Annotated in this window: 12 protein-coding genes; 8 read left to right on the forward strand and 4 right to left on the reverse strand. The window is 39.5% G+C overall.

Annotation, left to right across the window (positions count from 1 at the left end; genetic code table 11):
* Nucleotides 1–20 precede the first annotated feature (20 nt).
* The 4 genes from O0V13_RS19820 to O0V13_RS19835 form a co-directional block, all read right to left on the reverse strand.
* Nucleotides 21–1,340 carry an ABC1 kinase family protein gene (locus O0V13_RS19820; protein WP_268036754.1) on the reverse strand — a complete coding sequence of 440 codons (1,320 nt, stop codon included), beginning with the start codon at nucleotides 1,338–1,340 and terminating at the stop codon, nucleotides 21–23.
* A gap of 3 nt (nucleotides 1,341–1,343) precedes the next feature.
* A complete protein-coding gene (locus tag O0V13_RS19825) occupies nucleotides 1,344–2,009 on the reverse strand; it encodes a TetR/AcrR family transcriptional regulator (RefSeq protein ID WP_268036783.1) in 666 nt (221 codons plus the stop codon).
* 108 nt (nucleotides 2,010–2,117) lie between these two features.
* Complete coding sequence (hslV, locus tag O0V13_RS19830; RefSeq protein WP_268036756.1) at nucleotides 2,118–2,660, reverse strand: ATP-dependent protease subunit HslV; 543 nt, start codon at nucleotides 2,658–2,660, stop codon at nucleotides 2,118–2,120.
* 103 nt (nucleotides 2,661–2,763) lie between these two features.
* Complete coding sequence (locus O0V13_RS19835) at nucleotides 2,764–4,398, reverse strand: pyruvate dehydrogenase complex dihydrolipoamide acetyltransferase (RefSeq protein WP_268036757.1); 1,635 nt, start codon at nucleotides 4,396–4,398, stop codon at nucleotides 2,764–2,766.
* Nucleotides 4,399–4,518: 120 nt separating this feature from the next.
* Between O0V13_RS19835 and O0V13_RS19840 the strand changes: the two genes are divergently transcribed.
* The 8 genes from O0V13_RS19840 to O0V13_RS19875 all read left to right on the forward strand — a co-directional run bounded on the left by O0V13_RS19840 (nucleotide 4,519) and on the right by O0V13_RS19875 (nucleotide 15,756).
* Nucleotides 4,519–5,478, forward strand: coding sequence for a YheT family hydrolase (locus tag O0V13_RS19840; RefSeq protein WP_268036758.1), 960 nt, complete (start codon nucleotides 4,519–4,521; stop codon nucleotides 5,476–5,478).
* A gap of 24 nt (nucleotides 5,479–5,502) precedes the next feature.
* Nucleotides 5,503–6,201, forward strand: coding sequence for an SOS response-associated peptidase (locus tag O0V13_RS19845; RefSeq protein WP_073570599.1), 699 nt, complete (start codon nucleotides 5,503–5,505; stop codon nucleotides 6,199–6,201).
* 82 nt (nucleotides 6,202–6,283) lie between these two features.
* A complete protein-coding gene (locus O0V13_RS19850) occupies nucleotides 6,284–7,282 on the forward strand; it encodes a 3-oxoacyl-ACP synthase III family protein (protein ID WP_268036759.1) in 999 nt (332 codons plus the stop codon).
* 1 nt (nucleotide 7,283) lies between these two features.
* Nucleotides 7,284–7,835 (forward strand): hypothetical protein, encoded by a 552-nt coding sequence (locus tag O0V13_RS19855; RefSeq protein WP_268036760.1) that lies wholly within the window; start codon nucleotides 7,284–7,286, stop codon nucleotides 7,833–7,835.
* Between the two features lie 101 nt (nucleotides 7,836–7,936).
* Entirely contained in the window at nucleotides 7,937–9,517 is a 1,581-nt protein-coding gene (locus tag O0V13_RS19860) for a toxin-antitoxin system YwqK family antitoxin (RefSeq protein ID WP_268036761.1), read from the forward strand.
* A 356-nt stretch (nucleotides 9,518–9,873) separates the two neighbouring features.
* Nucleotides 9,874–11,121: an ROK family transcriptional regulator gene (locus tag O0V13_RS19865; RefSeq protein ID WP_268036762.1), complete on the forward strand. Its 1,248-nt coding sequence runs from the start codon at nucleotides 9,874–9,876 to the stop codon at nucleotides 11,119–11,121.
* Between the two features lie 11 nt (nucleotides 11,122–11,132).
* Nucleotides 11,133–14,423: a VCBS repeat-containing protein gene (locus O0V13_RS19870; protein ID WP_268036763.1), complete on the forward strand. Its 3,291-nt coding sequence runs from the start codon at nucleotides 11,133–11,135 to the stop codon at nucleotides 14,421–14,423.
* Nucleotides 14,413–15,756 carry a vanadium-dependent haloperoxidase gene (locus tag O0V13_RS19875; RefSeq protein ID WP_268036764.1) on the forward strand — a complete coding sequence of 448 codons (1,344 nt, stop codon included), beginning with the start codon at nucleotides 14,413–14,415 and terminating at the stop codon, nucleotides 15,754–15,756. The genes O0V13_RS19870 and O0V13_RS19875 overlap by 11 nt, the downstream gene beginning before the upstream one ends.
* Nucleotides 15,757–15,759 lie beyond the last annotated feature (3 nt).

A 15,759-nucleotide genomic window follows, 5' to 3' on the forward strand; every position in this document is an offset into this window, starting at 1 on the left:
AGCGCCAGTTGGCGCTTTTGCTATTGAAGCCATTTTGGCTTAGTCGTATCTATCTCGGCTTCCAGTTGATTCAATAAATTGTAAAGCCCAAAATAGGTCCTATTGATATACAAGCCGTGACGCGAACCACGGGCTTGCCTAGATTTTTTGAACATTTTATCATTGGATATCCGATCACCCAATTCAAATATCTGATCAAAAAACCGATTATCTGCAAAGTCAAAACGGTCTGAATGGAACGGTTTTCCCAATAAAGAAATCATTTCACGGAAAGCTCCTTTGTAGAATTCCTGTTCAGCTGGACTGTCCTTATCTGAAATAAATTCCAGATCATAAAACACCTGATTGAGCTCTTCTTCATTCAAAAGCATGTCTTTTTTGATCAAAGCAAAATACCCTTGATAGAAGTCCTCCGGAATGATTTTAACACATCCAAAATCGATAATCCCCAAATCGCCATCATCCTGAACGATGAAATTTCCTGGATGTGGATCGGCATGGACTTGCTTCAGATGGTGAACCTGATGATCATAGAAATCCCAAAGAGCTTGACCAATCTTATTCTTTTCTTTTTGTGTAGGATTGGTTTCTAGCCATTCTTTGATATGCTTTCCCTTAATCCAATCCATGGTGATGATTCGATCACCACTCCATTGGTCATAATACTTAGGAAAATTCAAATGTGGAATATGGGAACAAGCTTCCGAAATCTCTCTAGAGCGCTCCACTTCCAAAATATAATCGGTTTCCTCAAGCAATCTTTCCTCTACTTCAGCCATGTAATGATCCAACTCCCTTTCATTCATATTAAGAAGTCGTAGGGCAAAAGGTCTCACTAATTTCAAATCAGAACTGACTGAGTTTGCCACTCCGGGATATTGGATTTTCACTGCCAACAATTTCCCTTCTTTGGTTGCCTGATGGACCTGACCGATGGAAGCGGCATTTACTGCAGATCGTGTAAAAGTATCAAAGATTTGATCTGGAGTCTTTTTCAGGCTTTGTTGAAAAGTCTTTACCACCAGTGGATATGACAAAGGTGGGGCAGAATATTGAGCCATGGTAAACTGATCCTGATAGGCTCTTGGAAGCAGATTCTTATCCATGGACATCATCTGAGCCACCTTCAAAGCAGAGCCTTTAAGCTCACTGAGAGAACTGTAAATATCTCTGGCATTGGATTCATGCAAAGCCTCTTTTTCCAAGCTTGGATCCACTATTTTCTTGGCATAATGCTTCACATAATTTCCTCCCACCTTGGCTCCTGTTGAGATAAATTTGGCGGCGCGCTGAACTTTGGAAACCGGAATGGATTCCTGCTCTTTTAATTTCTCAGCCATGAATTATTTGTTTTGGTACAAAAACTTGGCAAAATCCAGAAAACGGTCCAATGCACTTTGTCCCATCAGATCGAAAGCCAAATTGACTGATTTCTCTATAGCTGCATCTGTTTTTTCAAATCGGGGAGATTGATCTTCCATCCAGTATTTAAATACAAATAAAACCTGAACCCAAAGCGCCTCACCATATCGATCTGATAAAATCGGACGCTTGGTAATCTCCTGAGACTCCTCTCCTTCTTTGAGGATCTCTGAGGAATATTCCAGAAACTCTTTTCTAAATGCTTTCAATTCAGTTGGAATCATCCCAAAACGGCTACTTTTCTTTTGATATAGTGCCAATAAGAATGAACGATGATTTTTCAATACTTCAATCCAAGTGAATAAAAAGCCCAAAAACTTTTCTCGGGAAGAATACTCAGGATAAACCTCCTGCTCCTTCAGTTGACTTAATGTTTCATCAAGTATTTGAGACCAAATAGAAGATTTGATTCCTTCAAATGAAGTGAAATAGGAATAAAAATCTCCTTCCTTCATTTTCATTTCTTGCGTAAACTTGAAAATCGATTTAGGCTCAGATCCATGTTCCAACACATGAGAGACATAGCTTTCAATGATCTTCTTCCTAGGGTCTTTTTTGGTAGTTTTTCTAGCAGTTTGAGTTTCCATTTGCATGGCTTTGATTTAATAGATAAACAAGCAAAAGGTCCCTGAGGTTTTTAAAAAGGCATAAAAAAACCGGGATTTTATTGTCCCGGTTTCATTTTTCGAGTGATTTCAACTTATGACCTTTTCAACGACCAAATTATGGTTGGTATAGATACAGACATCAGCTGCTATATGAAGGCTTTCTCTGACCATTTCTTCTGCACTCATGGTAGGTGCAAATTTCTTCATGGCTCTCGCAGCAGACTGGGCGTACATACTTCCAGATCCAATAGTGGCAATTTCCATATCCGGTTCGATCACATCTCCTGTTCCAGAGATAATCAAGATATCATCCTGATCTGCCACAATCATCATCGCCTCCAACTTGCTAAGCATGCGGTCTGTTCTCCATTCCTTTGCTAATTCAACGGCGGCTCTTTTCATATTATTTCCAAAAGCACCCAGTTTCTCTTCAAACTTCTCCAAAAGCGTAAATGCATCAGCAGTAGAGCCGGCAAAACCAGTTACAATTTTCCCTCCTTGCAATACTCGGATTTTTTTGACGCTGCTTTTGGCTACTGTATTTCCCAAAGTCGCCTGTCCATCAGCACCAATGACTGTTTCTCCATTGTGCTTGATGGCTACGACCGTTGTTGATTTAATTTTCTCCATGTGGTAAAAATTTCTATTCTTATTGGTTATCGTGTGGCTACTCTCTACCAATAACTGTTCTAAAGCAAAAAGTCCTGTCGAAACAGGACTTTTTGGCAGTTTATTAGATTAAGATTCTGACTGGATCCTCCAGTAGACCTTTCAGTGTCAATAGGAATGCAGAACCAACAGCTCCATCAACCACTCGGTGATCACAAGACAAAGTCACCTTCATCACATTGCCGATTTTCATCTGGCCATCTTTCACGATCACTGTTTCTTTGATACCACCTACAGCAAGGATACATGCATCTGGTGGGTTGATGATAGCAGTAAACTCATCAATTCCGAACATCCCCAAGTTAGAGATAGTAAAGGTGTTTCCTTCCCAATCCTTAGGTTGAAGTTCTTTAGTCTTGGCTTTTCCTCCCAAAGTTTTTGCTTCAGTAGAAATCTGAGAAAGTGACTTGCTGTCTGCGAATCTAATCACAGGCACCAACAATCCTTCTTCCACAGCTACCGCCATACCGATATGGATATGATCATTGTATCTAATCTTATCGCCCAACCAGCTGGAGTTTACTTTTGGATGCTGACGTAAAGCAGCAGCAGAAGCTTTGATCACCATGTCATTGAAAGAAATCTTCACAGGAGCAATCTCATTCATACTCTTACGAGCTTCGATTGCTTTGTCCATGTTGATTTCCATAGTCAAATAGAAGTGAGGAGCAGAGAATTTGCTTTCTGCCAATCTCTTCGCGATGACTTTTCTCATTTGAGAAACTTTCTCCTCAGTGAAGCTTTCCTGTCCAACTACCGGTGCAGAGGCTCCGGTAGCAGCAGCAACAGGTGCAGCAGCAGGTACAAAGTTCTCGATATCTCTTTTGACAATTCTCCCATTTTCACCGCTTCCGGCTACTTGGCGAATATCAATTCCTTTTTCTTCAGCAATTTTCTTGGCAAGTGGGGAAGCTTTCACTCTTTCACCATCAGCAAGAACTGGAGCAGCGGTAGAAGCAGCAGGCGCAGCTTTAGGAGCTTCTGGAGCTTTGCTTTCAGCAGGCTTCTCAGCTGGAGCAGGCGCAGCAGCTTCTGGCTCTGAAGAAGATTGCTCTTGAGCTTTCAACAAAGTCTCAAAATCGGCGCCTTTTTCACCGATCACAGCTATGACACCGTCCACAGGAACGCTATCACCAGCTTCTACACCGATGTAAAGCAAAGTACCATCCTCATAAGACTCCAATTCCATGGTTGCCTTATCAGTTTCTACTTCTGCAATGATTTCACCTGATTTGATATCATCACCTACTTTCTTCAACCAAGCAGCGATAGTACCTTCCTGCATGGTATCAGACATCTTAGGCATTGTAATTACAGTTGCAGCGATGTTGGAAGTGTCAATTTTCTCGACAGGTGCAGCCGCTTGAGGAGCAGCTTCTTTTTTCTCTTCAGCTTGAGGAGCCTCTTCAGCTTTCGCTTCAGATGCACCACCTTCGCTTAATAGACTTTGGAAATCTTCTCCCTTCTCTCCGATCACAGCAATAATTCCATTAACTGGAACTGCATCTTTTTCTTTTACTCCAATGTATAAAAGGACACCCTCTTCATAGGATTCAAGCTCCATCGTTGCTTTGTCGGTTTCTACTTCGGCTAGGATATCTCCAGGCTTTACAGAATCTCCAACTTTTTTCAACCATGCAGCGATCACCCCTTCTTCCATGGTGTCACTCATCTTAGGCATTCTTATTACTTCGGCCATAGGTTATTGCGCGCTAGTTCGTTTTAAAGTGTCCAAAAATAGTTTTTATAATGTCTTTATTCAAATTTAAAACTAGTATTTTCCCAACCCTTTTAAGACTACATATCCCCTGCTATTTACATGCCTTTGATCTCCGATAGCTCCTACAAAAGACCTAAGTGGCTGTTTAATGGACATTTAGAGACTATTTATCCTGCTCTTTTCCGAAAAGTCACCTTAAGGACTCCTGAAAGAGAAAGAATAAAAACTCCCGACAAAGATTTTTTGGATTTGGATTGGTATCGGCAAAATGGAGCACATTTAATCATTATTTGTCACGGTTTGGAGGGAAATAGCAGTAGACCTTATATGTTGGGAATGGCCAGACTTTTCTTGGAAGATGGCTATGATGTCATGACTTGGAATTACCGTGGATGTGGTGAGGAGTTGAATCAAAATGCAATATTCTACCACTCAGGGGCCACCTATGATTTACAGGAAGTGGTCCAACACTCTCTCAAAGATTACGATTCTGTCAGTTTGGTCGGTTTTAGTTTAGGCGGAAATCTGGTTCTTAAATATTTAGGAGAAAAAGGGGAATCCATTTCTCAGATCAAAAAAGGAGTCGCTGTTTCTGTACCACTCCATTTATCAAGTTCCAGCAAAAAAATATCTGAAACTGAAAACACGCTGTATTCCAAGCGTTTTTTGAGAACATTGAAGAAGAAGGTGATTCAAAAAGCCAAAGAGCACCCAGAGCAAATACCTATTCATTTCCTAAAAAACATCAAAACACTAAGTGACTTTGATGATGTCTACACAGGCCCATTACATGGCTTCAGTGACGCTGAGGAGTATTATGAGATCAATTCTTCTATAAATTTCCTAAAAGATATCCGTACCCCTACCCTTGTCCTCAACGCCCAAAATGATCCTTTCCTGAGTGAGCTTTGCTTTCCTGAAAAAATGGCCAAGGAATTAGAAAATGTCTTCTTTGAATTCCCAAAACATGGGGGGCATGTTGGGTTTACTCCACAAAATTCCAAAGATCCTTACTATTCTGATCAAAGAGCATTTGAATTTATTCGGATGGATATCTAACTTCCAGCAAATTATAAAACTCCTATGTGCGGAAGATATTCATTGAGTAAAAGCAAAATTGATCTGGAAGAAAGGTTCCAAGCTGAGATGCTGACCGACTTCAAACCCCGATACAATATTGCTCCCACCCAACTGGTTCCGGTTATCACCTCTCAAAGCCCAAAGGGTTTTTCATTCTTCTACTGGGGAATCACTCCTGATTTTGGAAAGAACAAACCAGTTTCCCAAAAACTAATTAATGCCAAAGCTGAATCGGTTCATGAAAAAGCTTCTTTCAAATCTTCTTTCAAACAAAGACGCTGTATTATTCCTGCAGATGGATTTTATGAATGGAAGAGATTGGGAAAAAAGACCAAAATCCCTTATCGATTCACATTGAGGGATGATGAATTATTCGCTTTTGCGGGAATCTGGGAGGAATATGAAAACGTCAATGGAGATACCCAGCACACCTTTTTAATCTTGACAACTACCCCAAACGAAGTGGTTTCAGAAGTGCATGATCGAATGCCTGTCATTCTTTCTAAAGAAATGGAGAAAAAATGGCTCGATAAATACACTGAGGAAAAAGAACTTTTGGAAATGCTCCATCCCTATGATCCGGATAGGATGGTTGGATTTACAGTTTCTCCATTAGTCAATTCTGTCCACAATGATAGCCCTGCTATCATTCGCAAGACTTCCCCTATGGATCAGTTTGGAAACTATACCTTATTCGGTTAATTCCTATTTGGGTTATTTTTTGTAGATCAAAGTCAGAGTCGCGATATTTGGCTCCCTTAGTATTTTAACAAACCCAAGAACCATGAGAAAATCCCGGATTTTAGGAGTAGGTCATTATGTACCGGAAAGAGTGGTATCCAATGATGAGCTATCAGAAATGATGGATACCAATGATGAGTGGATTGTAGAACGCACTGGAATCAAAACCAGACATTGGTTCACTCCCGGTGTAGACACAGTTACTTCTCTTTCTAAAAAAGCCACTGAAATCGCCTTAGAGCGAGCAGGTGTGACTGCTGAAGAGATTGACTTCATTGTTTTTGCGACAGTTACTCCTGATTATTTTATTCCAGGAAATGGTGTTTTGCTCCAAAGAGAACTGAACTTTGGCAACATCGGAGCTTTGGATGTTCGAAATGCTTGTTCTGGATTTATCTATGGACTTTCCATTGCAGATCAATTCGTCAAAACCGGCATGTATAATAAAGTCTTGGTGGTAGGAGCCGAAATTCAATCTTCTGCATTGGATAAAAGTGATGAAGGAAGATCCAGCGCAGTCATTTTTGCTGACGGAGCCGGAGCCGTAGTAGTCGGAGCCGCAGCAGGAGATCACCAAGGCATTCTTTCGACTCATTTACATTCTCAGGGACAACACGCAGAAGAATTATACTGCAAAGATCCAGGTAGTAGCCGTGATATCAGACTTTCCCCTGAATTGATTGAATCAGGTAGCTTTTTCTTAAAAATGAATGGAAATGCAGTTTTTAAGCATGCTGTAGTTCGTTTTATGGAAGTGATCGAAGAGGCTTTGGATCATAATGGCTTAGACAAATCAGCCATTGATTTACTGGTTCCACATCAGGCAAACTTGAGGATCAGTCAATACATTCAGCAAAAACTGGAGCTTCCTAACGATAAAGTTTTCAACAACATCATGCACATGGGCAATACGACTGCTGCCACCATTCCTATTGCTTTGAGCGAAGCTTGGGAACAAGGTAAAATCAAAGATGGAGACTTGGTTTGTCTTGCAGCATTTGGATCTGGCTTTACTTGGGCATCAGCATTACTTCATTGGTAGGATGCAAGAAAATTCCAAACTTTTAGATCTGGAGCTTTGGAGCAATGAGGAGCTGATCCGAAAACAAAACCGCCTTAAATTAATATTTCATGAGCTTTTAGGTGAGTTGGGAAATGAATTTTCGAACCAAACTCTTCAAGATCTTCATTTCCCTTCTAAAGGAAAAAAGGTCACCCAAGGCAATGATTTAATTGGTCTCCCTTACCAAGTTTTGGACTTGATTCGAGACTTTGATTTTGATCATGGATTAAATATCCGAGTTCTTAACTGGTTTGGCAAAGGGATCTACCTTTTTGTCCTCTGTGGAAAAGAGGCTTTTCAAGATTGGGATTTAAAAAGTTTAGACTTTGAACTTTGCCAATCTCCTAGTCCTTGGGATTATTCAGAAATCATAGAAAGGTCTTCATTGAAGAATGAGGAATTAACCTACATCCAGTGGTTTAAGGAATTACCCATTGATCCGGAGACATCCAAAAGTCTATTTCTTTGGAAAAAAGAAATAGAAATCATTCTTACCTCTGCCAAAGCTTTTCTGGCAAAGAAGGAGAATTAGGTTATTTTTAAACAGGAATTTCAATTGTGCGTACAATAGATAAATTTGATCAACTAAAAATCGCCCGATTGGCAATTCGCCTAGAACACGAGAAAATATTTATGAGGAAACTAATCATATTGCTTCTATTCATTAGCTCCCCACTTTTTGCACAGCAGAATCGATTGGTCAGAATTTACAGTTCAGATTCATCCATCGTTGCAACAGGAGTTATTACCGATAATCAGAGACAAGGCCGATGGGAATTTTTAAATCCAAAAACTAATGCCGTCCTATTGAGAGGAAATTATGAAGATGGAAAGAGAGTTGGAATTTGGATCACCTTCTTCCAAGATGGAAAACGACAAGTAGAGGCAGAATATAAAGAGGGAATTCTTTTTGGCCCGGCGAAAGTATTTGATGCAGATGGAGCTTTAAAAAGGTCTATGGTTTTCCAAGACAGTGTTTTGGTGGGGAAATACATTGAGTATTATGGTAAAACTGGACAACCTGATTATATCAATGCTGGCCAAGTTTACTCGGAAGGTCAATTTGAAAATGGAAAAAAAACTGGTCAATGGGTAACTTATCATCCCTTTGGGGAGGTTGCCATTCGTGAATTTTATGTTGATAACAAAAAAGATGGTCCATATTTGGAATATGATATGGAAGGTAAGCTGGAAGTTGAAGCTGTTTACAAAGATGGGCAATTAGAAGGAGAGTATACTAGTTATTCAGATTACAATGTTCTCGAAACTGGCAACTACAAAAATGGTAAAAAAGTAGGCCCATGGGTCCGTTATTTCCCCTATTCCAAAATTTTAGAAGCAAATGAGTTTTATGATGATAATGGGAATCGTATAGGTACCTGGAAATATTATTACGATAATAAAAGACTCGCCAGAATTGAAAATTATGAAAATGGGATTGCAGTGGGTACATGGGAGGAATATTACCCAAATAAAGCAATTGCTAAAAGAAAGACCTTTGAATTAGGAGTCCCTGTAGGCAAGTATGAAGAGTTTTTTGATGATGGATCTCCTTCGGTACAAGGCCAATATGCTTCAGGTATGAAAACCGGACTTTGGAAAAGCTTCTTCCCCGATGGTATTTTGTTTTCTATTGGAGAGTATAGAAACGACCTGAAAACTGGTCTTTGGAAATATTTCAACAAAATCGGAATTCTCATAGCCGAGGGAGAATACGAGCTAGGGATGGAAAATGGACAATGGGTTTACTACTATGATGGTGGACAATTGAAATCTGTGGGAGTTTATAAATTGGGCTTCGAAGACGGGATTTGGGGTCTTTTTTATGACAACAAAACCTTGACTCAGGAGGAAGTATGGGACAATGGCCGTCTACTTAATGTCAGCGAATACCATTCTTATTCAAATGACAAAACCTTGGACAAAGGAACTTTGAAAAATGGAAATGGCAGCAGAATTACATACTATACCAATGGTAAAAAAGAATCCGAGGGTCAATACCTGGCTGGCAAAGCCGAAGGCTTATGGACATTTTTCCATGAAAATGGAAGAAAGGCATCCGAAGGTCAAATGAAAGAAGGCATGAAACAAGGACCTTGGCGCTATTTCAATTCCGCAGGTAGATTGGAAGATCTTATCAATTACAAGGATGATGAACCAATCCAATCAGATTCAAATGATTTTAGTACTACTTTTTACAACTTTGATAACTAGCATCCTTAATAAATATTTTAAACACAAAAATTTGCATTTCAAATAAATATATTTATATTTAATATATTGTTTTTAGCGAGTCCGCTAGACCATTTTTTTGACTTGATTAGTTTATTTTAAGGGTGATTGAGCTACGGACGAAGATTGAACAATAATTTATGGCCCGGTTTCGGGCCATTTTTTTTACATTTTCAAGGATTTTTTTGGTTTATTTCCGGAATCTTTTTCCTCAGATCAGTTCAACAAATAAAATAAATTGTGTTTTTCATGATAATTCACAGTTTCTTTCCTAATTTTTTTATGAAAGTATTTTTTGAAACGTAAAAAATCCCTTAATTCAAGGACAACTTGACAATATGAATCTGATCGATCCGAATGCCGTCATAGAAAAAATGGACGGAGTGGTAGAAATAAAGAGCTACCTAAACAAAATAAAAATCATTAAAAACCTTTATTTAAAAGGGGCCAATACTGCGAGCGAAATATGTAATGAAGTAGGGATCTCGCTTCCCACTGTCAACTCATTGCTCAATGATTTGATGAGCTCAGGAGAAGTGATTAAGCATGGTCGAGCGGAGTCTCAAGGAGGAAGAAAACCTGACCTTTATAGATTGGCAGAAGATGCATTTTATGTACTTTCTGTAGACTTGTCCAAGTTCAATATGAATTTGGCCTTATACAACTGCAATAATGCCTTAGCATTTCCTAAAGAAAGTCATAAAATCACTTTAAATAACGAGAAGGAAACCTTTGATCAAATTTGTGATCATATGGATTCTTATTTAAAAAAATCAGGAATCGCTCCTGAAAAAGTGATTGCAATAGGGATATCTATGCCAGGATTGGTTGATTCTCAAGGAGGAGTGAATTATACCTATTTTAGATTTGGTAAAAAGACTCTTTTGGAAAATTTCGAGGCACGATTCCATAAGAAAATTTTTCTTGAAAATGATGCACGTGCCATGACATTGGCAGAATTCAAATTCGGATCCGAACATAATCACAAAAATGTCTTAGGGCTTTTCGTGGGTTGGGGAATTGGATTAGGTATCATCATCGATGGAAAGATTTATCAGGGAGCATCTGGATTTGCTGGAGAGTTTTCCCACTCCCCAATATTCGAATCCAGAGATGTTACCTGCACTTGTGGTAAAAAAGGCTGCTTAGAAGCTGTAGCTTCGGGTACAGCCATCGTCCGTATGGCAGAAGATGCTATAAAATTGGACAAAGACAGTATTCTAGCTAGAATGGTCAGAGACCATCAGGGAGAGTTGGAACCGGGAATTGTTGTAGAAGCGGCACTTAATGGCGACCAACGAGCCATTACAATCCTATCTGAAGCAGGCCTAGATCTGGGGAGAGGAATCTCTATTTTGATTCAATTACTCAATCCAGAATTAATAATTATTGGTGGATCAGTAGCTGAAGCCAATCAATATTTAATCACTCCTATTCAGCAGGCATTGAATATTTACAGCATGGCCAAGTCAAGAGAAAAGTCAGAATTGGCTTTATACAAACTTGGAAAGGATGTAGGGCTAATGGGAGGAGTAGCTGTAGTAAATGAGCAGCTGTTTGAAGACATCATAAACAGACTGGGATAACAGTCCATTTCATGTATTTATTTAGATTTTCAGTATTGCGAGTTTTCCAGCTTGGGATCTTCGGGCTTAGCCTATTTATGTCCTTTTTGGTCCAAAGTCAGTCAGGATTTGAATCATTAAAATCAGGAAAAACAAAAGTTAATTTTAAAAATCAATTAACTGAAGATCGCGAAAACAACATCTTGCGGTACGAGTACTTTTACAATGGAGGAGGAGTTGCCGTTGGTGATCTAAATAATGATGGATTGGATGATATTTTCTTCACCGGAAATATGGTTTCCAATCGACTTTACAAAAACCTCGGAAGCTTAAAGTTTGAGGACATCACCAAATCAGCCGGAATAGAGGGGAAAAATTCCTGGACTACAGGGGCCAGTTTCGCTGATGTCAATGGAGACGGCTTATTAGATATTTATGTTTCCTATTCAGGAAAAGGAGGTCTGGAAAGCCGAAGAAATGAACTTTGGATCAATGAAGGAGATTTCATGTTTTCTGAAAAAGCTGCTGAATTTGGATTAGACGATCCTTCCAATTCAACTCAGGGATTATTCTTTGATTTTGACAGGGATGGTGATTTGGATCTATACTTACTCAATCACCATATTGAGGTCATCACAGAACTGGAATTTGGAGAAGTAAAAGAAATAAGACATCCATATGCGGGAGACAAACTTTACAGAAATGACAATGGGAAGTTTGTGGACATCAGTGAAAAAGCTGGCATCAAAGGTTCTGCCTTAGGCTTTGGGCTGGGAGTGATTGCTTCTGACATCAATGGAGATGGCTGGCAGGATATTTTGGTGACAAATGACTATATCGAGCCGGATTATCTCTATATCAATCAAAAGGACGGAACTTTCAAAGATGAAATGACTTCTCATTTTCAGCATATTTCTCACTTTTCCATGGGTGCAGACATAGCTGATGTTAATAATGACGGACTAAAAGATATCTATACTTTGGATATGCTTCCAGAGGATAATCGCCGACAAAAACTCCTCTATGGTCCGGAAAACTATGAACAATATGCTTTGATGATCAAGCAGGGATTTCATCATCAAAACATGAGGAACATGCTTCAGGTCAATTTGGGAGATGGCAATTTCTCAGAGCTGGGCCAACTTTCCGGAATCTCAAACACAGATTGGTCTTGGTCCGCCTTGTTTTTTGATGCAACCAACGATGGCCTCAAAGACCTGATGATTACCAATGGATATTACAGAGACTACACCAATCGTGATTTCCTGAAATACAAGGGAGATTATTATTTCAAACAAGCCGTAGCTAATGAGAAGGCAGATACTTTGCACTTGGTTACCAGTATGACTTCCACCCCTGTTCACAATTACTTTTTTGAAAACAAAGGAGACTTAAACTTCCAAGACCATTCTTTAGATTGGGGATTTGAGAAAGAAGGTTTTTCAAGTGGAGCGGCATTTTCTGATTTAGACAATGATGGAGATTTGGATATTGTGATCAGCAACCTAAATGAAACTCCTAGCATTTTAGAAAATAAAGGATCCAAAGGAAACTGGATTGGAATCGATTTGAATGGACCAAATGGAAATAATTTCGGATTGGGAACTGAAGTTCAAGTATTCAGCAATGGGACCCACCAAGTACAAGAACATCAGGTCGTAAGAGGATTTCAATCTTCTAGTACCTATCGAATGCATTTTGGACTAGGCGAAGCTGAAAAAATTGACTCCATTAAAGTCACATGGACAGATGGGAATGTAGAAACCATTTCAAATGCACCTCTCAATCAAGCGATTGAGCTATCCTACACGAACTCAAGGCCTTTCAGTTACTCCAAAAAGAACTCAAACGCGTTATTTTCTAAAGAAGCTTCCTCTCCAAATTTCATCCCGAAACCAAACCCCTTTAATGATTTCAAGCGCCAGCCTTTGATGATATCCATGCCTGGAGCTATCAACCCAGCTCTTGCAACTACTGATTTGAATCAAGATGGAAAACCAGAGATTTTCATAGGAGGTAATAAAGGACAGAGTGCTCAGATTTTTAGCTTTGACGGGGCAAATTGGACAAATTACCAAGGATTTAGATCAAGCCAAGAATTTACTGATGCCACTGCCCTATTCGAAGATTTCAATGGTGACGGATGGATGGATTTATTTATTGGAAGCGGAGGATATCATGATTATTTAAGCTCTGACGAATCCCTTCAAGACAGATTATTCCTTAATGATGGAGCGGGGAATCTAGTCCTAAACAAGCAATTCCCAATTTATACGATTTCTACAGGTCCTGCCTTGGCACTAGATATTGATCAAGATGGGGACCTGGACCTATTTGTAGGTGGAAAAGTAATTCCTGGTCGATATCCTCAAACACCTTCAAGCAAAATCCTCATCAATAATGGGCAAGGAAATTTTGTTGATCAAACCATGGACTTTCTGCCGCAAGAAGGAAAATTGGGAATGATCACCGGAGCTATTTTGCAAGATCTCAATAAAGATGGATTACCTGATATAATTCTTGTTGGGGAATACATGCCGATATCGGCATTCATTAATCAAGGCGGAAGATCATTTGAGAATCAAACAGATTCCTATTTCGAATCAGATTTCTCAGGTTGGTGGAATTCACTGGCACAAGCTGATATGGATGGTGATGGAGATTTGGATTTGATTGCCGGAAATTTCGGATTGAACTCGCAATTCAAAGTCAATGAACAAAAACGATTGAGGCTTTATGCTGCTGATTTTGACAAAAATGGTTCAGTAGATCCAATCCTTGAATGCTATGTTGGAGATGAAGCATTTCCTTTTGCTAGTAGAGATGAACTATTGGGACAAATGGTTAGCATGAGAAGTAAATTCACCAATTATGAGATGTATGCAGATGCCAAAATGAAGGATCTGTTTACTCAAAAAGAATTGGATGAAGCTCAAGTTTTGGAAGCAAACACCTTGAATTCTTATTTCTTCGAAAATACAGGATCTGGTTTTAAAGCCTCAAAACTCCCAACCCTTGCACAATCTTTCCCTATTTACCAGATTGTCCATCAAGATGTCAACGGAGATGGATTTGAAGATTTGATATTGGGAGGAAATCAATCTCAGACTCGCATCCGAATCGGAAATATGGACGCAGGGTTTGGTTTAATTTTACTAGGTGATGGTAAAAATAACTTTACCCCACTTCTGCCAACCGAATCCGGGTTAAAAATCAAAGGGGATATCAAGTCCATTCTGCCAATCCAAGTTGATCAAAAAAATTACCTACTATTTGGGATTCATGGCCAGCCTTTAGAACTTTACCAGCACAATGAAAAGTAAGTTTAAAACTGCTTATTTACTCCTTTTAGGAGTATTTCTATCCATTTCTCTACAAGCTGCACAACCCAACAACTGGGCTAAAATCTACAAAGAGCAACTTTTTCATATCACAGAAGTGATGGTGACCGATGTAGCAAGTCCTCCAGTTGCTGCAAGGATTTATGCCTATTCCAACCTTGCTGCCTATCTAGCCATCAAAAACCAGGGAGGTGTTTTCAAAAACCCTGATCTGGATAGTCCCATTTCTATTGGTGAGATCAGAATTACACCTAATAACACGTTGTCTTCCCCTGAATTTGCAGCGATTTATGCCTTGATGAAAGTGGGAGAAAACGTAATGCCATCAGGCTACCTTTTGAAAGAAAAACAAACCGAATGGGCTGATTTTGCAATCAAAAACAAACTTCTCAAAAAGAAGGATCTTCCTGCCCACATTGCATATGCAGAAGAAATAGCCTCTTTGGTACTTGCCAAAGCAAAGGTGGATGGCTATCTGCAACTTCCTGCATTGACAGGGTATACACCGAAAGAAGGTCCTGGAAACTGGTACCCTACTCCCCCTGCCTATATATCTGCGATCGAACCCGAATGGCAAACCATCAAAACCTTTTACATTGATAATCTAGATAACTATGAAGCTGCTTCAATGGCTCCTTTTGATCTGACAGAAGGAAGTTCATTCCAAACTCAAATGATGGAAGTTTATAAAACCGTCAATGAATTGGATTCTGAGCAGCAACTGATCGCCAATTTCTGGGATTGCAATCCTTTCATGGTTAAGTTTTCGGGTCATATGGCAATAGGTGTAAAAAAGATTTCTCCAGGAGGACATTGGATGGGAATTACTGGAATATCGGCTGAAAAGGCAGGATTAAGTTTTGCTGAGACAGCTTATATCCATGCCCTTGTGGGTATGACCTTGCATGATGCATTTATTTCCTGCTGGAAAACCAAATACAAAACTGATAGAATCCGTCCGGAAACCATCATCAACCGAGAAGTAGACCAAAGATGGAGGCCTTTGCTTCAAACCCCACCCTTTCCGGAATACACTTCTGGCCACTCGGTGATTTCTAGAGCTTCTGCCGTAGTCCTAACTGGCTATTTTGGAGATAATTTTGAATTCCTGGATAACTCAGAAACCTATTTTGGATTACCTGAAAGACAATTCAGCTCCTTCTTACAAGCCTCTGAAGAAGCTGCAATTTCTCGACTTTATGGAGGTATTCACTTCAGAGATGCCATTGAAGAAGGAGTGAAGCAAGGTGAAAAAATTGGCAAAATGGTCTGGAAAAAAGTGACTAAGGAAGATTTAACGATTACCAAACAATAAAAA

The sequence above is a fragment of the Algoriphagus sp. PAP.12 genome (assembly GCF_026652115.1).
GTDB lineage: Bacteria > Bacteroidota > Bacteroidia > Cytophagales > Cyclobacteriaceae > Algoriphagus.